Below are 24,680 nucleotides of genomic sequence, written 5' to 3' on the forward strand. Positions count from 1 at the left end.
CGAGAATAATTGTTTACTGCATATAGAATTTCTAAACGCTGGTGAGAGTCATGATCCGAAGTACCTTAGCAACAAGTTTGTCGACGTTTCGTGTGGCGTCTCAATATGCCAGTTTGACTGAGGCCGCGAAGAAAATGCACCTCACTACCGGAGCGGTAAGTCAGCAATTACTTCAGCTAGAGACGTTACTAGGCTTTAGTGTTTTTGAACGCCATTCCCGGGGGATCCGCTTAACGCCGCAAGGAGAAGTTCTCGCTAATGCAGTGAATCAGCACTTTGCGGATATTGAAGCGGTGATCCAATCCCTGCAGCAACCAAGTGGCCAGTCGAAAGAAGTCAAATTGAAACTCACACCGTCTTTAGCGTTTAAATGGTTGGTTCCGAAGCTAGAACAATTCCACCGCCATCACCCTGATATTCAGGTAGTGACTTTTGCAGAAACAGCCATCGTTGATGGAGATGAGAAAGACTATGATTTGGCCATTGATTATGGCTGCTTCCCATATCGCTCCGACAACGCGGAGCTGCTGTTTGAAGAGTCGTTACTGCCAGTTATGAGTGCCGCTTATTGGGAACAGTACAGTGGCATAGAAAGGCAAGATGACGTGGAGCTTAGCGAAGCTTTATGGAGTGACGCGACGTTGTTACATGATGCGATGCCTTGGCAAAATGCACCAAGAGATTATGAGTGGCAGTATTGGTTCGGAAAACATGGCTTAGCACTTGAGACTAATCGTGGTCACTTTTTTAATCGCACAGATATGGCCATGTCTGCCGCGGAGGCAGGAGTCGGTATCGCCTTGGCTCGTAGCCTATTGATAACCAATGAGTTAGAGAAAGGGAAGCTGGTTTCCCCGTTCCCTTCCATTCCAGCCAATGCTGGCTATTTCCTCCTCACGAGAACACAGAACGACAGCACTCGTTCGTTCACTGAGTGGCTCAAATTACAGTTTGATCTGGTGTGAGTTCCATTAATCAGGAAGCTAACCGTCTTGTTTATTTACAGTTAATGATTAATTTGTAATTAGTGTGGCAACTGATCAGTCACCACCTACAATTAGTTATTGAGGGCGGTGCATATGAAATCAGAAAAAGGCCGATGCAGCTATCAAAATCCCGATGGCTGGCGCTGCGATCAACCTTGTGGGGAGTCAGGGCTTTGTTATTGGCATGATCCCGCAGTAGATAAAAGCAACGATAACGTAAAACAACAGGTTGAAGAATGGGCCGCAGCGGGTAAACCTTTAGACGGATTTCAGTTGGCAAGAACAAACTTAGTGGACTTAAACCTAGTAAACCGAGGGAATAAAGTCGGCTACTCCTGTCGCAATGTAGATTTCTACCGTGCGGACTTGAGCGAAGCACATTTTTTTGGCTTAGATTTACGCGGTTCATCATTGATGAAGTGCAAGCTTGTGTGCGCAAATTTACACTGCGCACAGCTCAATGACTGCAACTTGCTTGGCGCAGATCTCGCGCGAGCGCGTCTTGAGAATATTCACTGGGGCAGGGCGCTAAAGCAAGAACGTGAAGCTAAACTTGCTGCAAAAGTTGGCGATAGACATAAGGCATCTTCACTGTATCAGGAAGCAGAAGAGGTGTGTCGTAACATCCGCAAGCAGTGCGAGAAGCAGGGCTTATTTGAGACTGCAGGCGAATTCTTTCAAAAGGAAATGCGTTTTAGACGCTATCAAATGCCACTGTTTAGCTTGCGCCGAATCGTGTCCAAAATCGTGGATGTGTTCTGTGGTTATGGCGAGTCACCCGCTCGAGTTGTGTTGTTCTCCATTTTTCTAATCTTGGCGTGCGCTATTGCGTATTTTCTACTTGATACGACTTCGTCCAACCCTGTGTATGCTGGCGTTGAAGGTTGGCAATTCTATGCGTTTGAATTTTTTAATGCGGTGTATTTCAGCGTCGTGACCTTTACCACCTTAGGCTATGGCGATATATCCCCAGTAGGAATCGCTCGCTTTATTGCGGCTTTTGAAGCTTTTCTTGGCAGCTTTACGATGGCGTTGTTTGTAGTGGTTTTTGTTAAAAAAATGACTCGCTAATAGACCGTTTTCCATTTCTTCGTCTTTGACTCAAGCAGGCTAAACAGCCTGCTTTTCTGCTTCTATTTATTCACAGAAGTTAGGCGCATTTGCGGTGCGATGACTACCCTTTGTATATCTCTTTTAAATTTAATTACTCAAAGGTATGTAATTTTTTTATCTAACGGCAGGTCTGTTAAATGAACTGAGGGCTAACGGCCATAGGCTGAGAATTCATTTAGAGAGGGAATGTGGTGTCTGGAGCAGAACTACAAGAATGGATAACACACGGTGGGCATTCACTTACGTGGCTGTTTGTTGGAGTGATCCTACTTTCCTATTTACTTGAAGATCTCGCTATTGTCACTGCCGCGGGATTAGCAGCCCAAGAAGTGATGCCTGCTAGTTGGGCGTTGTTGGCGATTTTTGTCGGCATCGCGACTGGTGATTTAGGCCTCTACTATTTGGGGAGAGGTGCTCGAACTATCAGAGTTCTTCGATATCGCTCTTTGACCAATAAATACTTCAAGCAGGTCAGAAGCTTACTGCATCGCAAGCCGTTCATTAACCTATTCATTATCCGTTTTATACCGGGGATGCGAACCGTTGGGTTTACCTTGAGTGGCTTCTTTTCTATCCCACTGTCACTTTTTTTACTTGCGGTGGTCAGTGCGACATCAATTTGGACTGCTGTTGTATTTGGTGCTGTCTACCAGTTGGGCAGTGTGGATTGGCTGCAAAGTCGAGGCTACCAATGGCTCACGATTCCAGTGGCATTCGGCGTACTGTTTGCTGCAAACCGTATTTTAAATAAATCACTCACTAGAGGAATTTCATGAAGTCTCACTTAGCTATCTCTGGTATTGAGCAGATAAAGTTTATTGAACAGGGAAAGATCAACGCAGGTATGCCTGAGCTGGAAGTTGATACTGAGCGTGCGGTGTCACCGTATGAGTTTTTGCCGAGTTGGTTTTTTTACACGCCTGTTGTCATGCAAAGCTTGTTTCAGGGCGTAAGGCACCGCGATTGGGGGCTACCGTTAATCGCTAATCCGAGTATTAAATTAAGCGGCATGGTCGGTGAATCTAAGCACGATATTCTTAGTTTGGCTGGGGAGCATGCCAAGCAGTGGATTTCTCCTTTCATTACTGTGACTCGAGATTTACGTAATGTTTCACAGCAGCTAGACAGTGCTCTGGAAGCTATGAGTCAGGCTCAGTTGAGTTTTCCTATAGTGGCTAAGCCCGATCTGGGTTGCCGAGGGGCGGGAGTGAAGCTGTTGCAGGATAAAGATCAGCTCGCGAGTTACATTGAATCTTTCCCTCGTGATGCGCGGTTTTTGTTGCAGGAGAAAGCGCCGTATCAGGCTGAAGCCGGCGTGTTTTATGTTCGCTATCCAGAAGATACACGTGGAAAAATCATTTCCATCACACTCAAGTACGCGCCTTCCGTTACCGGAGATGGAGTCAGTACCTTACAGCAGCTTATCGACAACTGTCCGAGAGCAGGGCAGCTATCTCACCTATATTTACCAAGACATGAAGACAAACTTCAGGAAGTACTTGAGTTGGGAGAAGAGTTCCAACTTGCCTTTGCAGGAAGTCACAGCCGAGGTTCTATTTTTCGCAATGGTAACCAGTACATTACCGAAGCGTTGAGCCAAAAGCTCGATGAGATCTTCGATGATCTTGATGGCTTTCATTATGGGCGTTTGGACATCAAGTTCGCCGATATTCACCAGTTTATGCAAGGTGAGGCATTCACGATTCTAGAAATCAATGGTGCGAGTAGTGAGGCTGCCCATATCTGGGACCGTAACACCCCGCTAAGCGAAATATTTTCGACTCTACTTGAACAGTACCGAATCTTGTTTGATATCGGTGCCAGACAAAAACGTCGTGGTCATAAAACACCGTCAATGGCGGCATTGTTGAACGCATGGCGTTAAGAAAAGCTACTGACACAACAGTATCCAGCAACGGATTAAAACCCAATATTGGGTTCGAATAACAAGAAAACAGGGACTTTATATGGTTGCTATTTCGACTTCAGAGCTCTCGAGTGAGCTTGAATTTCACTCTCAAGATTCAGTGATGGTATCGGTGCTTCATGGTGCGATTGAAACATTGCAGCAAGGGCGTGATTTCTTACTGACACTGACGGACGAGCAATACTGCTTTATTGCCAAACCGTTGCTAACCAGTTCGATTGGCCAGCATTTTCGTCATTGGCTAGATATTTTCCATGCGCTGTTTCAAAGCCGTGGGGTGATTGATTACAACTTGCGTCGACGTGGCCATGAGGTTGAATCGACCAAGCGCGTTGCACTGCAGGAAATTGATGAATTTATTGCCAAATTACAGCGCCAACCACTGGAAGAGTTGAATCAATCTGTAGTGGTGTTAAGTGAGGTTTCATTAAGCCAATCACATACATGTTCATTGGAGTCGACGTTCGGCCGTGAACTCACTTTTGCAGCTTTGCACGCTAATCATCACTTTGCGATGGCCAAAGTCGCGACCACCTTGCTTGATGTCAAAACGTGCGACGAGTTTGGTTTGGCTCCGGCTACAGCATCATTTATGAGGGAGCAATGATATGTGTTCCGTATCTTGGCTGGTGGACGAAGGTGGCTATCAAGTTTTCTTTAATCGTGATGAGCAAAAAAGCCGCGCACTAGCTTTGCCGCCGACTCAGTTGCAGGTGAGTGGAGTAGAAGTGCTTATGCCGGTCGACCCTGTTGGTAATGGCAGTTGGATCAGTATGAACGAATTCGGTTTATCACTGTGTCTATTGAATAACTACCAAGGTGTTATGCCTTGTCAGTCGTTGAAAACCGAGGCGAGCCACGAAGGCATCTTGTTAGATGGTTCGATTATGCAAGGCAGCCTAGTCAGCAGAGGGTTACTACTTAAGCATCTTTCAAGTTGTGTAAATAGCCAGCAAGTGAAAGAAGCGTTTGTAATGTTGAATTTAAATCAGTTTGCACCCTTTACTCTGCTGGTATTTGATTCACAGCTCAATAGCCAAAACCCTAGCGTACAGGCATTGGAGTGGGATGGTCGACACAGTTCAATCCATAACACCGACTGTCCACTGTTTTCCTCCAGTGTCGATTTAAATGCGGTGAGTGCGTATCGCTTACAGGTATATCAGTCATTGACCAAACAGGGAAAAAGTACGGAAAGCTTACTGGCTTTTCATACTCACCATCATGCCAGTCAGCCACACATGTCGACTTGTATGCACCGAGATGATGCTCAGACGGTGAGCTTTACACATCTCAGAGTCGAGGGAGGCATCCAGCGTATGGTTTATGTGCCGGGCTCACCGTGCGAGAACCTAAATAATCAAACTTTAGAACAACACATTTATCAGCTTAGAGCTGCGACATCTTTAGTGTCGTGAAAGACAAGCTGTGCCCAGAGAAAAGTGAGGGAACGATGAAACAGACTCTTAATTCAATCAAAGTGCTATTGGCGTTTATCGCTTTATTTACCAGTGCATTGTTTACCAGTTCAGTAAGCTATGCAGAGGATGAAATCTATACCGGGATTTTTAGTAATAAGGCGCTTGCTGGCTACGATACGGTTGCTTATTTCACTGAAAACAAACCTGTGAAAGGCAGTTCGAAGTTTCAAACCGAATACAAAGGAGCTGATTGGTATTTTTCTTCTCAGCAGAACTTAGACGCGTTTGTGGCGCAGCCAGAAAAATATGCGCCTCAATATGGGGGGTACTGTGCATGGGCTGTATCGGCTAAAAACGACTTTGCTCCGGGTGACCCTCATGAATGGTCACTGGTCGACGGTAAGCTATATCTAAATTACGACGACGACATCAAGCAACGTTGGGAACAAGATCGTACATACCATATCACTCAGGCCGACAAAAATTGGCCGAACCTGATCAACTAAAGAGGTCGATATGAAATTTACGCTCAGCAAGCATGGACCGTCAGCTTTTATCGCGTTTGTCTTTATTCAATCGCTGTTCTTTAAGTTTTCAGGTTCCTACGAAACAGATCATATCTTCGGTACGTTGGGTGAATGGTCTGGTCTGGATTGGTTCGGCTCTGCCGGTGGTTACGTCATTGGTGTGGCCGAGTTGATTGCTGCCATTTTATTGTTCACTCGTTTTCATGGCATTGGAGCGGTAATGAGCGCTGGAATTATGACTGGCGCGATCTTTTTTCACCTCTTCACTCCGCTCGGTATTGTGATGCCGGAGTTTAATCAAGCCGGAGAAGTGGTTGGTGATGATGGTGGTTTGCTATTTGGTATGGCGTGTTTGGTTTGGCTGTCGGGGGGATACCTGACGGTGAAAGATATTAGTTCGCCAGCAGGCTCATTGCGCTTGTTAATGACGAGAGGAGTATAAGCATGGTTGAAAGTCCATTTCGTTTACCACGCCACACCCCGTTTGGTTTGGGTGAATCCGTTGTTGAGTGGGCGACAGGCCTTGCAAAACTCGACCACTATTATCAGCAAAGGCCATCGCATCAATCGAGCTTTGAGTTTATGCGCTACACCTTATCGGTGCTCAATATTAACTACCATGTAGCGCAGGGGAGTATCGATAACATCCCCCAAACCGGAGCGACTGTGATTGTTGCCAATCACCCTTTGGGCGCGATAGAAGGGGTGATTCTCGCCGACTTGGTGGGGGCGGTTCGGAAAGATGTGAAAGTATTGGCGAACCAATTGTTAAAGCGTCTTCCCGAAATTGACGAGTTGTTTATCGGCATTGATGTGTTCGATGGCAAGGAAGCGAGACGCACTAATGCCAATGCGGTGAGAGAAGCGCATCGTCATTTAGCCGACGGTGGATTGTTGATTGTATTTCCTGCAGGGGAAGTGTCGACCTATCAAACCGACAGTCAAACTCTCTCTGACATTGAGTGGAGTCAGTCGGTGGCGAAGTTTGTCAAACGTAGTGAAGCGGTGACTGTACCGATATTTATTAATGGTCAAAATAGTGCATTGTTTTATCAGGCCGGCCGAATTCATCCTTTGCTTCGCACGGCGATGTTAGGTCGGGAGCTACTCAATAAACGTGCTAGCGATATTGCTATTTCGGTAGGCTCTGCGATTCCATACTCTGAAATCAAAGGGTTTGAACAAGACAGGGATATTGTTCATTACCTTCGCTTGAATACTTACTTAATGAGTCCATCTGAGCAATTGGATACCAATGAGCTTTTAGATCATAGTAACCCTTCCTTGTTCGATACTCCGATTATATCTCCATTGCCCAAGCAAGAGTTAGCTAATGAAATCAATCAGCTAGAGTCTACATGCTTATTGTTAGAGCAAGGTGACTTTAGTGTGTACTGTGCTGCAACCCATGAGATTCCGGTCACGATGAGAGAAATTGGCCGCATCAGAGAAGAAAGCTTTCGTGAGGTTGGAGAGGGAAGTGGTCTAGCATGCGATGTTGATGAATACGATCTGCATTATTACCAATTGTTCGTTTGGCATAGCCAAGAGCATGAAATCGTAGGTTCATACCGTATGGGGCTGGTGGATCAACTTATCGAAAAGCATGGCCTAGATGGGCTGTATTCGCGAAGCTTGTTTCAGTATGACCAAGCGTTTATTGATACGTTGGAGCAAAGTATTGAATTGGGCCGATCCGTTGTCGCTAAGAAGTACCAACGTAACCTCAATTCGCTACTGATGCTTTGGAAAGGTATTGCTGCATTTGTGCAACGTCACCCGAAATACACTCATTTATTTGGCCCGGTAAGTATCAGTAACGACTACAGCCATTTGGCTCGTCAGTTGATGGCTGCGACTTTGTCGATTCATCATTACGACAAGGAAAAGGCCACCTTGGTGAAAGCCTCAACGCCATTACGCACATCTGGTAATGTCTTTTGGCAAACCAATTTATTGTCTTCACTGGCTAGTGTGGCTTTGCTGTCAAAAGTGTTAGCTCGAATGGAGCAAGGTAAAGGGTTACCTGTGTTACTACGTCAGTATCTCGGTATGAATGGTAAGTTGGTGTGTTTTAATGTCGACCCAGCATTTAACGATGCGCTAGATGGCCTAATAGTTGTGAACCTAAAATCGGTTCCGGTTAAAACTTTGGGTAAATATATGGGGCGCAAAGAAGCTCAGCAATATTTGGCATCGTTTGAGTGATTTGGACTGACTGATGGGAAAAGGCCAGCGATGTTTGCACATCTCTGGCCTATTTAATTTTAAGGAGTGAACGGTTATCAAGGCTGATCGATAAACGATAACTCAGCCCAATCTTCCACCATGATTTCGTCGTACTTGAACTGGTTGGAGAAGTGCTCGATCAGGGCGGCGAGATGCTCTCCAGAGTCACAGATAGCATTGGAAACAAGATCAGAGCTCACTTGAATAGCGGCGCCTTGTGGGTTGGCTTTTGTTGCAATCAGAATAGGTACGATAAATTTGTCGTGGCTGGCTTGGTGGTGCGCTTTTAGAGCATGAGCCAGCTGGCTTGTCGCTGCAATATCGGAGCAGGTATATGAACTGCCGCCGAGTTTCACCTCAATGACGAAGACAATCCCACGATAGAGTACAACTGCGTCGATTTGGCGCTCTAGTGATGGGTAAGGGAAATGCAACAACACATTGCCAGCTAAGTGTGGCAGTTCCGTTAACCAGCGTTGTAAGTGCTCAACTTTTTCGCTTCCCTCCTCTTGGATACCAAATGGTTGTAGAACCTCTGCCGTCGGTTGTTGGCAAAATTGTAGGAGCGGCATGTATGGAGCGGTGTGGGTGGTCATAAGCAAGCTATTCACTGGAAGTTAATCTTTGAAAGTGAGCGGTGTAGAACCGAATGCACAGCAAACTATCTCAAAGGTTTTTTGTTCGCAATGATCAAGCGCTTAACTTGCCGACTCGAACCTGCAAAATTCGATTATGGGTTACTGCAAGCACTTCAAATCGCCAGCCATTATAGTTGATGACTTCGCCTTGTCTTGGCACTTTACCGACTTTCCAAGTTAGAAAACCATTGAGTGTCTGGAAGCCTTCAATGGACTCTCCTTCCAATACCTCTTGATGCAGACGATGCTTTAGCTCATGGACAGGAATCAATGCATCCATAATCCAATTCCCATCGAGGTCCTTTTTCGCCCAGCTATATTGAGGAGCACAGCCAAGCTCACCGGCAATAGATTTCAATACATCGTGATAAGTGACCAGCCCTTGCACATCTCCATATTCGTCGACAATGAAAGCCATCTCCGAATTAGAACTTTGCATTTCATTTAGTAAGGTTAATCCTTTTATAGATTCGAGCATGTACCTCGGGCGATTACTGTACTCTGCGATGGTACGTACTGAAAGGTAGGGATGTTGGTCTAGCAGCACTTTTGACGAAATGGTACCTATCAAATTATCCAATCCGCCTCGGCACACAGGCCACACAGAATGTTGGGTGTGACAAAGTCGTTTTAGTGTCTTTTCGATTGGATGGGTGAGATCCAAATAGTCGATGTCGCTGCGCGGGGTCATGAGGGAGCTGGCCATACGATCATTCAAATGCAGCAGATTACGGATCATAGTCTGTTCTTGAGGTTCAATAGCGCCGGAAGCGGATCCTTCCGTCACGACCGCAACAATGTCTTCTTCCGTGATGATATCGCTATCTTGGTTCTGCTGGCGTAACAGGTTGAGTAAGGTATCGGTAGAAGCGCTGAGTAGCCAAACAAACGGTGCGAATAATTTGGCTAAGAGATGAATAGGGTAAGCTACAACGACAGCGATTCGTTCTGCGTTGTTTTGCGCACATCGCTTCGGAACCAATTCACCAACCACAATAGTAAAGTAGGTGATACTAATCACAACCAATGCCGTCGCCATTGGCTGAGCGATTTCAAGTGGGAGTCCGTGAGTAGATAAATACTGAGCAAGCGGCTGCGAAAAATTGGCTTCGCCGACAATACCGCTCAATATGCCAATGGCTGTGATGCCGATCTGAATGGTTGAAAGAAACTGAGTCGGGGATTGTTTCAGCCTTAATGCCGTCCGAGCTAGCGAGCTGTGTTCCGCTTGTTTCTTTAACCGACTGGACTTAGCGGCAACTAAGGCAATTTCAGACATGGCCAACACACCATTTAAGCTGATGAGCCCCACTAGCAATACAATGTCCATTGCGTACTCCACTCAAGTAATTGATTTATTGTCACTGTTTCAGCTTACTGACTGACTAGGTGGAAAAAAGTGAACCGCTAGTAAATTTGAATAAAGGAAGGATGAATTGTTTTAGTGGTGACGATAAAAGTGGTTGCTGTGTGAATACTTTATTGAGCCCAATAAATATTTTTCTTTGGTGTTCGTCTTTTTCAGGATCTCACCGTCTTAGCTAGTAAAAGATTGATTATTCCATATCGGAAAATCGATACCTTCATCTTGAACTTCAAAGAAAATACACACGAGGCCTTTATGTTCCAAGCATTGCCAATGACCGAAGACTCCAGCAACAAATTTATTAAACACGATAGCCAAATGCTCAACCAGATTTACGGTACGGATGATGTGGCGCCATATTGGGTAGCGGACATGAGTTTTCCTATTGCTAATCCAATAACCAAAGAGCTGTCGCGACTTGTTGAGCGAGAGATGTACTCCTACGAATTTGATTCGCAAAGTGTGTTTTCGGCGATTGCGCAATGGAACCAGTCACGACATGGCCTATCCATGGACACCGACAACTTTGTGCAAGTGCCTGGAGTGCTCAGTGCTATTGCGCTGCTGATCCGAGAGTTTTCTGCGGAAGGTGAAGGCGTGCTGATCCAAACGCCAGTTTATCACCAGTTTCGTCGATTGATTGAATCAGCGGGGAGAAAGGTGGTTAACAACTCACTTAAGCTACAAGATGGCCGATATGAGATGGATTTCGATGATTTTGAGTCCAAGTTGAAAAATGATGCAGTGAAAATAGTGTTGCTGTGTAACCCGCATAACCCAGTTGGGCGGGTTTGGACTCAGCAAGAGCTGAGAATCATGACGAAGATCGCTAAGCAATACAATGTGCTGGTGATCAGTGATGAAATTCATGCTGACATTGTTTTTAACGGGCATACCTTCAATAGTATTTTGCAGCAGGATTACCACAACACCATTTCGATTATTGGTTCGCCAGCAAAAAACTTTGGTCTTAATAGCATCTCCAATGGTTATATCTATACTGATAATCCTTCGTTACTCAAGCCAATCAAAACCGTTGTGAGCTCGATGGCGTTAGATCATGGCAATGCATTTACCACCTTTGCGACCATTGCCGCCTATAGGGAAGGCCTACCTTGGTTTAACGGATTTTTGGCTTACCTGCAGCAAAGTGTTGATTGGATTGAACAGTTTGTTGCTTTAGAAATTCCACAACTGAAGATGTTCAAACCAGAGGGGACAGGGCAAATTTGGTTTGACTTCTCCACTCTTAAGTTGAGTAGTGAACAGCTTAAGGCGCTATTGGTTGAGCAAGCAAAAGTGGGGCTGACCCCTGGCTCATGGTTTGGGGAAAGCGATAGTAATTTTTATCGCATGAATATTGCGTTACCACTAGAAGAGCTACAAGAATCGTTTGCTCGGCTGAAAAATGCAGTGGAGCGGTACGATGAAATAGCGACACAATGCAGCGGCAACGAATCAGCGTCTTCTGGTTGCTGTTGTTAGGCTAGCACAGAAAGGGCTGCCAAGAGAGCAGCCCCAAATAGTTTTACTTTCAACTCTATGAGCGTTGTGCTTTGTGCTCTTGTCCTGTTGCTAGTTCTAACTCGGCCACCTCTTTATCCAGTTGGGCAATTTTTTCTGCCATTAATGCATGGCAATGATCGGCAAGTTCACGAGCTTGGTTTAAGTTATAGCCAGAGACATCAATAGGTTCGAGCATTTCTGTAATCACAATGCCATTGTCTTTGCGGCTTAAGTTGATCTTGTTGTGAGTTGTGCTCACGCACATTGGAGTAATAGGTACTCCTGCTGCAATGGCCATGCGAAAAGCGCCAGTTTTAAAGGGCAATAATCCTCTTCCTTTGCTACGAGTTCCTTCTGGGTAAGCCCAAATAGAAAGGTTACGTTGGTGAATGGCTTCAACCACTTGCTGAAGCGTATCGCGGGCTTTGGACTTGTCCTGTCTATCGATAAGAATATTGCCCGTTATCCAGTAGAGTTGGCCAAAAAACGGCACCCACAATAGCTCTTTTTTACCTAAAGATACCGTTCTTGGACGCAGCATGCCTGGTGACGTGACAAAGTCATACACGCTTTGATGATTGGAAATGTAAACACTGTTTGCAGGAGTCGGTGCTTTGTCTAACCCCCGCTGAATTAGATCAACGCCAATTAACTTGTGCAGCTGATTAAACCAACGGCAGAAAAAATAGACGTGTTTTGGATCTCTGGGGCTAAATAAGCAATATACCAGTGCAAACAGAGTGATGACGACCATGAACACAGCTGCGAGTAGCAACCTTATAACTTTAAGCACAATGTTCTCCTTTCCAACAGCATCAAGGCTTAGGGATATTCTCTGTAGATTCATAGTATTAGAGTTTTAATTCTATTTAACTAAATTGCAAAAGAATTGGGAGGGAGGTAATATTCAGTTCGAGATTACGTTGAATGAAGTAGGTGAGATAAGAGTGAACGGTATAGGTATTGATGGATGTAAGGCGGGTTGGGTTGTCTGGTACGTCAAAGATGGTGTACCTAACTGCAAAATAGTTCCGCTTTTGAACGACGTATTGAATGTGTTGGAAAGTGGTACGGCTTTGATCGATATTCCGATTGGTTTTAGTGACCCCAAAACGCCGGATAGGCTATGTGACAAGGCGGCTCGGAAGTTCTTGTCACCCACACGTAGCGCTTCGGTTTTTCCTGTCCCTTGTCGTGAGGCTTGCTACGCTGAAACGTATGAACAAGCGTGTGAAATTAATTTTTCAGTATTGGGGAAAAAGATTTCAAAGCAGACTTGGTTTATTTTACCCAAAGTTCGAGAGGTGGAATCTGTACTTGCCTCAAACCCATCACTCACCTTAAGAGAGTCTCATCCGGAAGTGGTGTTTGCTGCGCTTAATGGCGCACCGTTAGAGTTTGGTAAGAAAACCAAAGAGGGACAAAGTGAGCGATTGGCTTTGATTCGGTTACTTGAGCCTAAATGGGGAGTTGTATTAGATAGCCAACTTCAACAGACACCATCAAAACTGGCCAATAAAGATGATGTTATTGATGCGTTTGTGCTCATGTTAGTCGCAGCTGAGGCTAGTGCTCTTTCTACTTTGCCATCATCGCTAGATACCGACCCGAGCGGTCGCGTGCGAGAGATTGTCTATTTGGATAAGTGCTTGAGATAATAGAAGATAGTATTCTAAACGAGTAGGCTAATTAGGCTGACTCGATATGGCACTCATTTACAGTTAGCTCAGACAACGTAAGGAAGTTTCACGTGAAAAAATGGTTACTAGGCTTAGCGGCTATTTCATTCAGTGCAGCCAGTTATTCTCAAGTCGCACCGGTCTCTGAATGGCAGTGTGGCATGATGAAAAAGCAAGGTGTGTTGAATGAGGGCGCTCCTGTTGGTTGTGAGCGATTATCGAAAGTCGACTTCACGTTTGTTGATTTTAAGGGGGAAACAAAACAAGGCAGTATGATCGTCTTGGATGTGGTTGCTCCGTCAGTTGAGCGTATTTTCTCTGAATTGCACCAACGTAAGTTTCCTTTGCACTCCGCTCGATTGATGCGTGAGTTTAAAGGAGATGATAATGCTTCCATGGATGCCAATAACAGCAGTGCTTTCAATGCGCGGCCAATTACGGGCGGTTCGAGTTGGTCGAAACATGCTTATGGCGTGGCCGTAGACATTAACCCAGTTCAAAACCCTTTCTTGGAGTTTGATGACAACGGGCAAATTACGGTTAAGCCTGCTCAGTCAGCGACGAGTTACGTTAACCGCACGCGCTTTAGAGCGAGAAATGAAATAGAGCGTCAGGGAATGGCAGAAGATGTCGTAGAGATCTTTGCTCATCATGGCTTTCTTATTTGGGGCGGTGACTGGAATACCCCAATTGATACTCAGCACTTTGAAGTCGGCTCTAGAAAGTTCGTTAGTCAACTATTAGCACTCCCTAAGCCAGAAGCTGAAGCGGCATTTGAAAGTTACATTAAGCGCTATCGCAGTTGTTTTACTCAACGACAAAGCCAAGGCGGTGAAAAGGCGAGAGCATATTGCGCGTTTCAGACTGTTCACAGCATTTAGCTAACAGAGACAAAAAGGGTCAATCCTTTCAAGTTAGCTCTTTCCAAACCAAGAGAGGAGGGTATTGCTGGCTACCCAATAGAATGCTTCATTAGTGCTAGTTGTATCAACATCAGTTACCATGGCAATAGCTGTATCAAGATGGAGAGTAAAATGACCAAGCCACTCAACGAATGTATTGTGCCCATGTACCCAACTATTCAAGCGTTAGACGTTAACGCGCTTGAAGCGGGCGAGCACAAATTTTGGTTTGCGGTGGCAACAGACGCGATTGGTCATCCACAAACACTACCCGTTAGAGTGTTTAAAGGAGCAAAGCCAGGAAAGCGTATTGTGATTACGGCTGGTGTACATGGCGATGAGCAAAATGGCATTTTAACGGCACAAAAGCTTGCAAGAGAGCTAGAAGGCAAAACAATTTCCGGCTGTGTTACTATCGTTCCGGCGGTTAACTTATCGGGTATTGCTCGCCACAGTCGTGATTTTCATTCTGCTGCTCCAGACAGTTCTTCTGCGAACCTCAACCGAATTTTTCCAGGTAACCCGAGTGGTGATGATGCCAGTCGCTACGCCTATAGCTTATGGGAGAATTTACTCAAGCCAAATGCTGATCTCGCAATTGATCTTCACTCTCAAACGAGTGGCAGTGCATACCCACTTTATGCGTTTGCCGATTACCGGCTTGATGATGCGATTCGGATGGCGAGGCTAATAAACCCTGATGTGATTCTTAACGACCCGGGCGACCCTGGGATTCTGGAAACGGTTTATAACCGTGCAGGCATTCCTTCCATCACTATTGAAGTGGGCGTTGGTCGTTACACCGATTTAGAGATGGTGGATAGAGCAACGCTGGGTGTTTTAAATGTCCTGCGCTCTTACGAGATGCTTGAAGGAGAGGTACCGGCAACACAGGAGCAATGTGTTGAGGGAAAGACCATCACCAGCGTGAGGGCAGAAGAAGGTGGCTTTGTGATTTGCCATGTTGAGTTATTGGATAGTGTCGAACAAGGCCAAAAACTTGCTACGCAATACAATAGCTTTGGTGATGAGATTCAAACCTACTACTCACCTTCAAGCGGGACGGTGATCAGCCATAATGTAGAATCGGTTCGAGCACCGGGCTCACTAGTGGTTCGATTGATAAAGTAAACCCGATTTATCAATATCATATTGAAATAAAAAAAGGCCACCCGAAGGTGGCCTTTTCCAAACGTTTGGTGGAGCTGGCGGGAGTTGAACCCGCGTCCAAAAACCATTCATCATTGGTACTACATGCTTAGTCGATCTTTAATTTCACCACCTACCTGCGAACCGACACGCTAGTAAATGGCTAACCTGAATTATAATTCGCCGTTCATCTCTCAGGTGGGAAAATCCGGGCTAGCGCGTTTGGGTTTGATCTCTCGTTGGTCCCCGTCTTACGTGCGGAAGCTAGGGCGAGAGAGCTCTGAGCAGGTTATTAAGCTGCTAGTGCGTAGTTTTCGTCGTTTGCGACTATTTTTTTGCGGCTTTTTACGTGGCCAACCGCCCCACGGCATGCACCTCAGACTGCAAAATTCCTGTCGAATCCTAAATCAGCCCCAAAGTGTTCTTCGCATAGTACCAGAAAAGCTTAACCTGTCTAGCGTTACGCGTTTAAGTGCTCACATTTAACGCAATGCGCTTTTCATTACGCGTGCTTTCTCGCGAGCCCAGTCTTTCTCTTTAAGATCAGTACGTTTGTCGTGAAGCTTTTTACCCTTCGCAACGCCAATCTTCATTTTCACCCAAGAACGAGACCAATACAGCGATAGCGCTGCAAGTGTCATCCCTTCGCGGTTGATTCGACCAAATAGGTTATCTAGCTCGCGGCGGCTCATTAAGAGCTTGCGAACACGAGTAGGGTTAGCGACTACGTGTGTAGATGCTTGGTTCAAAGGAGTGATTGTCATGCCACTTACAAAGGCTTCACCATCACGCATGAAAACGTAGCTTTCTGCAATGTTAGCTTTGCCTTGGCGAAGCGCCTTCACTTCCCAGCCTTGTAGCTCTAGCCCTGCTTCAATTTCATCGTCGATGAAATATTCGTGGCGAGCTTTTTTATTGAGCACGATAGTATTGCTACCCGCTTTATTCTTTGATTTCTTTGCCATAGTCTCCGCATTATACGGCTTGGATTTCGGATAGGAAATGCTTTTATTTGCGCTATCAGAGAATAAAAGTAAAATTGCACCACGCTTAAGAACAAATTTTGGCGATAGAGGAATAACTATGAAGCAAGTCAGTCGCTCTGCGTTGGTCTCATTTAGTGCAGAGCAGATGTTCGATTTGGTTAATGATGTGGCTAAGTACCCAGAGTTTTTGCCGGGGTGCTCTGGCTCACGCGTGATTGAATCGTCGCAAGATGCCATGGTTGCTTCTGTTGATGTATCCAAAGCTGGGATCAGTAAAACCTTTACGACTTCAAATGAGTTAGTCGCAGGTTCAGCGATCATTATGAGTTTGGTCGATGGGCCATTTAAAACCTTAAAAGGGGGCTGGTACTTTACACCGCTTGATGACAAAGCATGTAAAGTAGAACTTAAACTGGAATTTGAGTTTTCTAGCAAAATGATCGAAATGGCTTTCGGTAAGATTTTTAATGAGCTAACCAGTAACATGGTCAATGCATTTACCAAACGCGCGAAACAGGTGTACGAGTGCTATGAGTATTGAGTCGGAAATGATTCATGTTGAGGTGGTGTATGCGTTGCCTCAAGAGCAGCGAGTATTTACGCTGGTAGTTAACAACTCTATGACGGTTGAAGAAATTATTCAGCAATCAGGTGTGATGAGTTTGTACCCGGAAATCGATCTGGCTAAGAATAAAGTCGGTGTGTTTAGTCGCAATGTGAAGCTTGATGCGACGGTGCGTGACAAAGATAGAATCGAAATCTATCGCCCGTTATTAGCCGACCCGAAAGAGATTCGGCGAAAACGTGCCGAACAGGCGAAAGCGGCAGGCAATGCGGATCCCGTAACTGGTGGGAAACCTAATACCTTACGTAAGACAAGCTAATGTATTTATACAAAAACACCTCCAACCGGAGGTGTTTTTGTTTGTGACTGTTGAGCTTATCTCGGTGAGTCTATGGTACTCGGTGTTTCTTCTTGGGTATAAATGAGTCCATCGGCAAGCTCTGTTGCCCGTAATAGTGATTGGCCTACAATACTATTTGGGCTGCTAAGAGACGCGAGGTTAGCCATCTCTATAAATGCGGTTTCTACGCCGTTTTGGGCGAGCAATTTCTCTACACTATTAGGTACACTTGATGCGTAATAGGGAGTCGAGCGCAGCTCAAGCTCAGCTTACATTGGTGTAATGTAGCCGTGGTCAAATGAATGGAGCAAACTGTACACGTTGTCTTCACCTATCATCTCTTTTAAGTGAGCAAATGCACCGATCGAGTCATGCCAAGCTCCGATGTAGGAGCTGATGTGCACGTTGTGTCCCCAAGCAACAATATTCTTATTTGGGAACCATTCTGTTTTTAGCCAATACAAGTTATCTGCTTGCATGATTTCATCGTCATTGTATGAGTCAAACCAACGGCTGTTGATTTGTGCTTGCATGCTTTTGACTATTTGTAGCCAGAATGTCGCATAGTCGCGAAAACCTGAACGATCTTCGAGGGCAGGTAGGGCCTGCGACGCTTTCATCTGAGTGAGCGCTGAATTAAGGCTTTGCAATTGGGTTATGAGTAATTCTTTATTCGCTGTGTCTGGCTCTTCAAAGTACCAAGGGCACATCATGGCGTTCCCGTTAGCAATAAAGCTATCCCAATCTAACGAGACGAGCTGATTCGCTTCGGAAAAAGTTTTCATTTCAGGAAGCATAGTGTCGCATGCAGGATCGCTGCTGTGTCTACCGTCAAAAGCAACTAGGTACATTGGGTTGTCGGTAAAGGCTTGCTGCTCTACGTATTCGTATAAAGGGTAAATCTCTGGTGTTTCTGCATATAGGAACATAAAGGAGTAAAGTATTGCGTCACGTACATCGGTGACGTCTCCATCCATTAAGCGTTGCCACAAACGCAGCCCGTCGTACAGGCCGCTTTCCATCGCGAGAACCTGATAGCCTTCTTCTTGATGAAGGTACTTAGCGACCCTTGATTTTAACTTATAACCTTGAGCACCACCGTGTGTGGCTTCGCCTAAACCAATAATGCTTTTTCCCGAGACGGCAGTACCAATCGCTTCGAGATCGCTATTATCCGTTTCACTGAACTCCAAGCTGTTAATGTAAGAGGTGACAGAGACTTGCTCTGGTTCGTTGTCTCCGCCACAGCCGAATAGCAAAAGAGTACAAAGTAGGGTACCGGTTATAGATTGATTATTCATAAGCAACTTCCTTGATATGTATGTTGCTATGAAGATTAGGTTTATGGATGGGCCGTTCAAATAGGGGAAAAGCCTAATTGCGGTGGTGTTCAATGTGTGGGGGGGGGGGGGCGAAGGGGAGTTTCTCGATTCACTGCGAATAAAAAAGCCTCCTAGGTGGAGGCTTTTTCATAAAAACTAGAGAGAACTCAAACTAACTTATTGAATTTGCTCAAAGAAGGTATCACTGGCTGGAAAGTCACCCGTAATATCTACGAGAGTGCCAGCTGCGTTGAAGTTCACAACGAGATTCTTTTGAATCGATGCTTTGTGGCCTTCAGTGTGGTGGTAGATGTAGTACCAAGTGTCAGGGTAGCCATTTTCAATCAGCATTGGAGAGCCCATTACATAACGCACTTGCTCTTTAGACATGCCGAACTTCAGCTTATCGACTGCTTCTTGTTCTACGTAGTTACCTTGATTGATGTCGATACGGTACACCAATTTTTCCAACAGGGAACAACCTGTCAGCATTGTCATTGCTAGTGGTACAGCGATTAGCCACTTTTTCAGTTGCATACTTAAAATTCTTAACTAATGGATCTCGAAACTGAGCTGATAATAAACAAGCTGGGAGCTAAAGTAAAAAGCTCCCTGCACTTTGAACTGTTTCAGACCATGAATTTTGAATTTGGTTGCAAACTCGACGCATTTTTTCGCCAAAAGGGAACTTATCCCTGCAAAAGCCTCAGCGGTAAGGCTAGGCGGCAATCAAAAGCTCTTTAGCGTTCGCCAGTGTGGAATCAGTGATTTGGCTACCACCGAGTAATCTTGCTAGCTCGGAAACGCGTTGCTGATCATCTAATTGGTGCATCTGAGTTTCTGTCTTTCCGGCTTTTGTCTGCTTGGCAACAAACAATTGCTGATGGCCGCAGCCTGCAACTTGCGGAAGGTGGGTAACACATAGAACTTGCGTTGACTCACCAAGTGTACGAAGCATTTTGCCTACCACTGCCGCTGTTGGACCACTGATACCCACATCCACCTCATCAAAGATCAGGCTTGGAGTATCCACTTTCTGTGCGGTAATGACTTGGATTGCTAAAGAGATTCGAGACAGTTCACCACCAGAAGCCACTTTAGCAATTGGCTGCATTGGTTGGCCTGGGTTGGTTGATACTAAGAAAGTCACGCAGTCTAACCCGAGTGGCGATGGGTGAGTATTTTGATTGTCTACATCAATACAGAACTTGGCTTTTTCCATGCTCAGTTCGTGCATACTTTGGCTAATCAGTTTATTTAGCTCCTTGGCGTAGCGGCTACGAGACTTGTGCAGTTTCTCAGCGGTCACTAGGAAAGCTTGATACTTATCTTCGACTTCTTGTGCTAACGCATCCAGTTTTTCATCTGAGCAGTCTAGTGCTTCGATCTGAGCTAACAAATCTTGGTGATGCTGATAGAGCTCCTCAGGCATGACATGATGCTTTCTCGCGATAGACATGACTTTGGAAAAGCGTTCTTCAATAAAGGCCATACGAGCGGGATCGACGTCTATGGCATCAAGGTAGTTACGTAGCTCACTATTGGTTTCTTCTATTTGGATAATTGCTTCCGCCAGCATATTCGGCAGTTCAGCGAGTTTCTCATCCAATTCAGCGAGTTGAATTAGGGAGTGATTGGCTGATTGCAAAATACCAAGTGCATTAATTTCTTCACCTTCGTAAATAAGCTCGATGGCTTGCTGGCAGGTAGAGGCAAGCTCTCCGCTATTCGACAATCGTTTGTGTTCTTGTTCGAGTTCTTCAAATTCATTCTCCCCAATCGACAGTTCGTTGAGTTCTTTGATTTGGTATTCCAGCAATTGTTTTTGTGCGAGGTTTTGTTGGCTGTTTTCTTTGAGTTGCTTGAGCGTGTTATCTGCTTGACGCCAAGCTTGATATGCGTTTCGCGTATTTTTTAAAAGGTTGAGGTGGCCAGCATACTGGTCGAGCATTGCCATTTGGTGATCGCTTTTCATCAATTGATGATGGGCATGCTGACCATGAATGTTAATAAGCAGCTGACCAAGAGTTTTGAGCTGAGAAAGCGGAACGGGACTACCGTTTACGAATGCACGGGAGCGGCCTTCTTTTGTAATCGTACGTCTGAGAATACATTCGCTGCCATCGAGTAAGTCGTTATCTTCTAACCAGCGAGTTGCATGGAGATTATTGTCCAACAGGAATGCAGCACTGACTTCGGTTTTTTCTTCACCTTGGCGTACCATGCCAGCTTCAGCTCTTCCGCCAAGGCAAAGCCCTAAGGCATCAATAGCAATAGATTTACCTGCACCGGTTTCACCGGTAATGGTCGTCATTCCTTTAGAAAGCTCTAACTGCAAAGACTTAACGATAGCAAAGTTATTAACACTTAAATGAGCCAGCATTTTGGTTACCTGTATAATTGAACGATACTGTATAAAGAAACAGTATATACTGTTTCTTTATACAGTAAAGTGAGCAGGTGATTTTTTTGTGAAGAGGATCAGAGCAGAGATTTACTGAGAGAGTGATAACGTCGCTGTGGTGGTGTTTTGTTTAACGTACTTTGAATTAATCCTATAAAAAGAAAGGGTTGACGTTTTTCGTCAACCCTCGCAAATGTATTTAATGGCTTAGAAAAGCTTACTCGACCATCCCAGTTTGTTTCGTAGCACATGGTAATAGCTGTAGTCTTTAGGGTGGATGAGTTTTAAAACATTCGGACTTTGATAGATGAGGATTTCATCACCAGGTGAGACTGGCAGAGAAATTTGGCCATCACAACTCACTTCTTGAGTTCCTCGGTTATCTGGCGACACAACCAGTTTTATACGGCGTTTTCCGTCGACGACGAGTGGTCGGCTAGAAAGAGTATGCGGGAACATTGGTACTAAACTGATCGCGTTCAAACTAGGGGATAGTATAGGGCCACCACCGGATAGTGAATAAGCGGTTGAGCCAGTTGGCGTCGAAACAATTAACCCGTCGGAACGTTGAGAGAACGCAAAGCTGTCGTCTATATAGACTTCGAATTCAATCATATGAGCCACTTGGCCCGGGTGAAGTACGGCTTCGTTTAGAGCTGCATTGTGGCTTTTGATTTGGCCGTGGCGGTGGATCTCGGCTTCGAGTAGAAAGCGCTCTTCCACCATGTATTCGCCATTGAGTACATCAAGTAATGCCGTTTGGAAGTTGTCTGGATTGAGGTCGGTTAAGAAGCCTAGGTTTCCTCGATTGACCCCAATTACGCAGATGTCGAAACGCGAGAGTACCCGTGCAGCACCTAGCATGTTTCCATCACCGCCGACAACAATGGCGAGATCAGCCTTTTTCCCTAACTCTATCAAGCTTGCGAAATGGTTCTCGGGTACGTCGTCGAGAATTTCACACAGTCTGTCATCGATATACACTTGGTAACCAAGAGATGTTAGCCAAAGATACAACTCTTTATGCGTTTGAATCGCTTGTTGATCTCGTGGTTTTCCGATAATCGCAATCACATCAAATGATTTTTTCATAGGTTTTCCAGGCGAATTAGGCTTGATTCAGGAATCTTCATCCCCATAATAAGGGCAAGTTACCCATTTATGCGAATTTTTGTGTATCTAATCCTTATAAACTTGAAGGAATTAGACACTGAGCAAGTTGAATTCAGGAGAAATCATGAGCAACGAAGAAAACAAAGTTACAGAAGAAGAGCTTGATCAAATCATCGAAGAAGCAGAGAAAGTAGAAGCGGCTGCTCAAGAAGCAGAAGCAGAACTTGAAGAAGCTGGTGACGAGAAAGACGTTAAGATTGCTCAACTAGAAGCAGCACTATTGTCTAGCGAAGCGAAAGTTCAGGAGCAAAAAGATTCTGTATTACGTGCGAAAGCTGAAGTAGAAAACATGCGTCGTCGTACTGAAACTGAAATCGATAAAGCTCGTAAATACGCGTTGAACAAGTTTGCTGAAGAGCTTCTACCTGTTATCGACAACCTAGAGCGTGCAATTCAAGCTGCAGATGCTGAAAACGAAGTGGTTAAGCCTATTCTTGAAGGCGTTGAGCTAACGCACAAAACATTCGTTGATTCAGTGGCTAAGTTTGGCCTGAAAGAGATCAACCCTGAAGGTGAAGCGTTCAACCCTGAATTTCATCAGGCTATGTCGATCCAAGAAAGCCCAGATCACGAATCAAACACAGTTATGTTTGTGATGCAAAAAGGCTACGAATTGAATGGTCGTGTAATTCGCCCAGCAATGGTTATGGTTGCAAAATAACACACTGCAACAGAGTGAATTAAGAGAGGCTTTTGCCTCTCTTTTTTTTTGCTTTTTGTTTAAAACAATAGCAAATACAAAGGTAGGAGAGGGGGAGAGCAACTAATTAATTGTTGTGATTGGTAAATGGTGTTTTATATCGTTAGATATATGATTGGCTAGAAATTGTTCTAACTTGTTTGGTGTGACATTTTTGTAAATAAAGACTTTTATTTGTAACTTTTGTGTGTATTATGCGCGGTTGTTAGCTGTTTAAAACAAATAAATAGCTTAATTATTACAAATATTCAACACAACAAACTGGAGACGAACGATGGATAAATCGCTCTCAAGTAAAATTTTTGTAGGCTTATTTGCTGGTCTGCTTATCGGTACTGCGATTCAGTACTTGTTTAATGGGGTAGCTATCTTTGATACGTACTTGCTAGGTGCAGCTGAAGGCGCTGGTGGTATGTTTGTTTCATTGATTAAACTTCTTGTTGTGCCACTTGTTTACGTATCTATCGTATGTGGCATCGTCGATCTAAAAGACATCACTGCTTTTGGTCGTTTAGGTGGTAAAACTTTTGCTCTATACATTATTAACACCATCATCGCGATCACTGCGGCATTGACTGTTGGCCTAATCTTCCAGCCAGGTGCAGATGCAAACCTAGCTGGCACTATTTCTGAAGCGGTTCAATTAACCACTACAGAAACACCAGATATTTTCTCTCTTGTTGTGAACATTGTACCTAGCAACCCTGTTCAGGCGTTTGCAAACGGTGACATGCTACAAATTATCTTCATGGCGATCCTGACTGGTCTTGCGATTCAAGCTTTGGATTCACGTGGTGGTCCGGCAATCCGCACGTTCAAAATGGCAAACGAGATTATGATGAAGCTTGTTGGCCTAGTAATGAGCCTTGCGCCATACGGTGTATTTGCTCTGATGATTCAACTAGGTGCAACACTAGACGCGAACACGCTAATGTCGGTTGCGGGCTATGTAGCACTCGTTGTTGCAATGCTGGTATTCTGGATTTTCTTCTTCTACCCAATGATGGTTGGTCTAACGACAGGTATTTCTCCAAAAACGTTCCTGCGTGCGACTCGTGAGCAAATCCTTTTCTCGCTATCAACAGCAAGCTCCAATGCAACAATTCCAGTAACAATGCGCACTCTAACTGAGAAGCTTAAAGTTTCTAAGTCAGTGGCTGGTTTCGGTGTACCACTAGGTGCAACCATGAACATGTCTGGTGTGTCTATCTACATTGCACTAGCAACTATTTTCGTAGCAAACGCGTTTGGTCAACCAATCAACACAGCTGACGTATTCACGCTTGGTTTAACTATCCTTCTACTATCGATCGGTGCTGGTGGTGTTCCAGGTGGTGGCGTGGTAATGGTTGGTGTTCTATTGCACCAACTAGGTCTTCCACCAGAAGGCCTTGCAATCATTGCAGCAGTAGACCGTATCAACGATATGTTCTGTACTTCTTCTAACGTAGTGGGTGATACCGCTGTAAACACTATCGTTGCGAAGTCAGAAGGCGAAGTGAACAAAGAGCAAGAAGTGGACGTTCAACCAGCGCAATCGAACGCTTAATTGTCAACTTATCGTATAAAAGCGAGGCCAAGTGCCTCGCTTTTTTATTTCTAGTCGCAATATTTTTCCATTTTTTTAGTTTTCTCCCTTGAAAAGCAGTTTGCCGCCCCTATCTATGGTGCATACAAGAAGCAAACATAATTATTTTTGTTTGTGTGAAAGGGTTGAAAGCCCACTATTCGTCCCCCACATAGGGGA

Annotated in this window: 25 protein-coding genes and 1 other RNA gene; 17 read left to right on the forward strand and 9 right to left on the reverse strand. The window is 44.9% G+C overall.

Annotated elements, in window-relative coordinates; genetic code table 11:
* Window positions 1-50: 50 nt before the first annotated feature.
* The 9 genes from ACXABW_RS03220 to ACXABW_RS03260 all read left to right on the forward strand — a co-directional run bounded on the left by ACXABW_RS03220 (window position 51) and on the right by ACXABW_RS03260 (window position 8,182).
* The gene (locus ACXABW_RS03220) at window positions 51-965 is read left to right on the forward strand and encodes a LysR substrate-binding domain-containing protein (RefSeq protein ID WP_252029677.1); all 915 of its coding nucleotides are present in this window, start codon (window positions 51-53) and stop codon (window positions 963-965) included.
* A gap of 114 nt (window positions 966-1,079) precedes the next feature.
* Complete coding sequence (locus ACXABW_RS03225) at window positions 1,080-2,057, forward strand: ion channel (protein WP_252029678.1); 978 nt, start codon at window positions 1,080-1,082, stop codon at window positions 2,055-2,057.
* 233 nt (window positions 2,058-2,290) lie between these two features.
* The gene (locus ACXABW_RS03230) at window positions 2,291-2,875 is read left to right on the forward strand and encodes a DedA family protein (protein WP_265688430.1); all 585 of its coding nucleotides are present in this window, start codon (window positions 2,291-2,293) and stop codon (window positions 2,873-2,875) included.
* Entirely contained in the window at window positions 2,872-3,984 is a 1,113-nt protein-coding gene (locus ACXABW_RS03235; protein WP_457523964.1) for a D-alanine--D-alanine ligase, read from the forward strand. The genes ACXABW_RS03230 and ACXABW_RS03235 overlap by 4 nt, the downstream gene beginning before the upstream one ends.
* A gap of 145 nt (window positions 3,985-4,129) precedes the next feature.
* On the forward strand, window positions 4,130-4,633 hold the full coding sequence (locus ACXABW_RS03240; protein WP_457524939.1) for a hypothetical protein: 504 nt from the start codon (window positions 4,130-4,132) through the stop codon (window positions 4,631-4,633).
* 1 nt (window position 4,634) lies between these two features.
* The gene (locus ACXABW_RS03245) at window positions 4,635-5,444 is read left to right on the forward strand and encodes an NRDE family protein (RefSeq protein ID WP_457523966.1); all 810 of its coding nucleotides are present in this window, start codon (window positions 4,635-4,637) and stop codon (window positions 5,442-5,444) included.
* Between the two features lie 56 nt (window positions 5,445-5,500).
* Window positions 5,501-5,953: a YHS domain-containing (seleno)protein gene (locus tag ACXABW_RS03250; RefSeq protein ID WP_457524941.1), complete on the forward strand. Its 453-nt coding sequence runs from the start codon at window positions 5,501-5,503 to the stop codon at window positions 5,951-5,953.
* 10 nt (window positions 5,954-5,963) lie between these two features.
* Window positions 5,964-6,416, forward strand: a complete 453-nt coding sequence (locus ACXABW_RS03255) for a hypothetical protein (protein ID WP_252029683.1) — start codon at window positions 5,964-5,966, stop codon at window positions 6,414-6,416.
* Between the two features lie 2 nt (window positions 6,417-6,418).
* Window positions 6,419-8,182 (forward strand): lysophospholipid acyltransferase family protein, encoded by a 1,764-nt coding sequence (locus ACXABW_RS03260; protein ID WP_457523967.1) that lies wholly within the window; start codon window positions 6,419-6,421, stop codon window positions 8,180-8,182.
* 77 nt (window positions 8,183-8,259) lie between these two features.
* On the opposite strand, the gene ACXABW_RS03265 is transcribed toward ACXABW_RS03260, so the two are convergent.
* Together ACXABW_RS03265 and ACXABW_RS03270 are read right to left on the reverse strand one after the other, a co-directional pair.
* The gene (locus tag ACXABW_RS03265; RefSeq protein ID WP_457523969.1) at window positions 8,260-8,799 is read right to left on the reverse strand and encodes a nuclease-related domain-containing protein; all 540 of its coding nucleotides are present in this window, start codon (window positions 8,797-8,799) and stop codon (window positions 8,260-8,262) included.
* A 94-nt stretch (window positions 8,800-8,893) separates the two neighbouring features.
* Window positions 8,894-10,171 carry a hemolysin family protein gene (locus ACXABW_RS03270; RefSeq protein ID WP_457523970.1) on the reverse strand — a complete coding sequence of 426 codons (1,278 nt, stop codon included), beginning with the start codon at window positions 10,169-10,171 and terminating at the stop codon, window positions 8,894-8,896.
* 291 nt (window positions 10,172-10,462) lie between these two features.
* On the opposite strand from ACXABW_RS03270, the gene ACXABW_RS03275 reads away from it, so the two are divergent.
* Window positions 10,463-11,692: a MalY/PatB family protein gene (locus ACXABW_RS03275; RefSeq protein ID WP_457523971.1), complete on the forward strand. Its 1,230-nt coding sequence runs from the start codon at window positions 10,463-10,465 to the stop codon at window positions 11,690-11,692.
* A 55-nt stretch (window positions 11,693-11,747) separates the two neighbouring features.
* Here ACXABW_RS03275 and ACXABW_RS03280 read toward each other — a convergent pair whose 3' ends face one another.
* Complete coding sequence (locus ACXABW_RS03280) at window positions 11,748-12,506, reverse strand: 1-acylglycerol-3-phosphate O-acyltransferase (protein ID WP_457523972.1); 759 nt, start codon at window positions 12,504-12,506, stop codon at window positions 11,748-11,750.
* A gap of 154 nt (window positions 12,507-12,660) precedes the next feature.
* Between ACXABW_RS03280 and ACXABW_RS03285 the strand changes: the two genes are divergently transcribed.
* The 3 genes from ACXABW_RS03285 to ACXABW_RS03295 all read left to right on the forward strand — a co-directional run bounded on the left by ACXABW_RS03285 (window position 12,661) and on the right by ACXABW_RS03295 (window position 15,425).
* Window positions 12,661-13,371 (forward strand): DUF429 domain-containing protein, encoded by a 711-nt coding sequence (locus ACXABW_RS03285; protein ID WP_457523974.1) that lies wholly within the window; start codon window positions 12,661-12,663, stop codon window positions 13,369-13,371.
* A gap of 182 nt (window positions 13,372-13,553) precedes the next feature.
* Window positions 13,554-14,273 (forward strand): M15 family metallopeptidase, encoded by a 720-nt coding sequence (locus ACXABW_RS03290; RefSeq protein ID WP_457524942.1) that lies wholly within the window; start codon window positions 13,554-13,556, stop codon window positions 14,271-14,273.
* A 153-nt stretch (window positions 14,274-14,426) separates the two neighbouring features.
* On the forward strand, window positions 14,427-15,425 hold the full coding sequence (locus ACXABW_RS03295) for a succinylglutamate desuccinylase/aspartoacylase family protein (protein ID WP_457523976.1): 999 nt from the start codon (window positions 14,427-14,429) through the stop codon (window positions 15,423-15,425).
* 66 nt (window positions 15,426-15,491) lie between these two features.
* Here the strand turns inward: ACXABW_RS03295 and ssrA are convergent.
* Window positions 15,492-15,858: a transfer-messenger RNA gene (gene ssrA / locus ACXABW_RS03300) on the reverse strand.
* A gap of 67 nt (window positions 15,859-15,925) precedes the next feature.
* Complete coding sequence (gene smpB / locus ACXABW_RS03305) at window positions 15,926-16,408, reverse strand: SsrA-binding protein SmpB (RefSeq protein ID WP_457523978.1); 483 nt, start codon at window positions 16,406-16,408, stop codon at window positions 15,926-15,928.
* A gap of 118 nt (window positions 16,409-16,526) precedes the next feature.
* On the opposite strand from smpB, the gene ACXABW_RS03310 reads away from it, so the two are divergent.
* Complete coding sequence (locus tag ACXABW_RS03310) at window positions 16,527-16,970, forward strand: SRPBCC family protein (protein WP_252029699.1); 444 nt, start codon at window positions 16,527-16,529, stop codon at window positions 16,968-16,970.
* Complete coding sequence (locus tag ACXABW_RS03315) at window positions 16,960-17,313, forward strand: RnfH family protein (protein ID WP_252029700.1); 354 nt, start codon at window positions 16,960-16,962, stop codon at window positions 17,311-17,313. Before ACXABW_RS03310 ends, ACXABW_RS03315 begins: the two co-directional genes overlap by 11 nt.
* A 290-nt stretch (window positions 17,314-17,603) precedes the next feature.
* Here ACXABW_RS03315 and ACXABW_RS03320 read toward each other — a convergent pair whose 3' ends face one another.
* From ACXABW_RS03320 to nadK, 4 genes are all read right to left on the reverse strand, one after another.
* Window positions 17,604-18,635 carry an erythromycin esterase family protein gene (locus ACXABW_RS03320; RefSeq protein WP_457523979.1) on the reverse strand — a complete coding sequence of 344 codons (1,032 nt, stop codon included), beginning with the start codon at window positions 18,633-18,635 and terminating at the stop codon, window positions 17,604-17,606.
* A 198-nt stretch (window positions 18,636-18,833) separates the two neighbouring features.
* Window positions 18,834-19,193 carry an outer membrane protein assembly factor BamE gene (bamE, locus tag ACXABW_RS03325; RefSeq protein WP_252029702.1) on the reverse strand — a complete coding sequence of 120 codons (360 nt, stop codon included), beginning with the start codon at window positions 19,191-19,193 and terminating at the stop codon, window positions 18,834-18,836.
* 181 nt (window positions 19,194-19,374) lie between these two features.
* Window positions 19,375-21,039: a DNA repair protein RecN gene (gene recN, locus ACXABW_RS03330; protein ID WP_457523981.1), complete on the reverse strand. Its 1,665-nt coding sequence runs from the start codon at window positions 21,037-21,039 to the stop codon at window positions 19,375-19,377.
* 228 nt (window positions 21,040-21,267) lie between these two features.
* The gene (nadK, locus tag ACXABW_RS03335; protein WP_252029704.1) at window positions 21,268-22,152 is read right to left on the reverse strand and encodes an NAD(+) kinase; all 885 of its coding nucleotides are present in this window, start codon (window positions 22,150-22,152) and stop codon (window positions 21,268-21,270) included.
* Between the two features lie 145 nt (window positions 22,153-22,297).
* Here nadK and grpE point away from each other — a divergent pair, with 145 nt between their 5' ends.
* Together grpE and ACXABW_RS03345 are read left to right on the forward strand one after the other, a co-directional pair.
* Window positions 22,298-22,894, forward strand: a complete 597-nt coding sequence (grpE, locus tag ACXABW_RS03340; RefSeq protein ID WP_252029705.1) for a nucleotide exchange factor GrpE — start codon at window positions 22,298-22,300, stop codon at window positions 22,892-22,894.
* 313 nt (window positions 22,895-23,207) lie between these two features.
* On the forward strand, window positions 23,208-24,482 hold the full coding sequence (locus ACXABW_RS03345; protein WP_457523984.1) for a dicarboxylate/amino acid:cation symporter: 1,275 nt from the start codon (window positions 23,208-23,210) through the stop codon (window positions 24,480-24,482).
* Window positions 24,483-24,680: the final 198 nt, after the last annotated feature.

This window comes from Vibrio paucivorans, assembly GCF_054053395.1.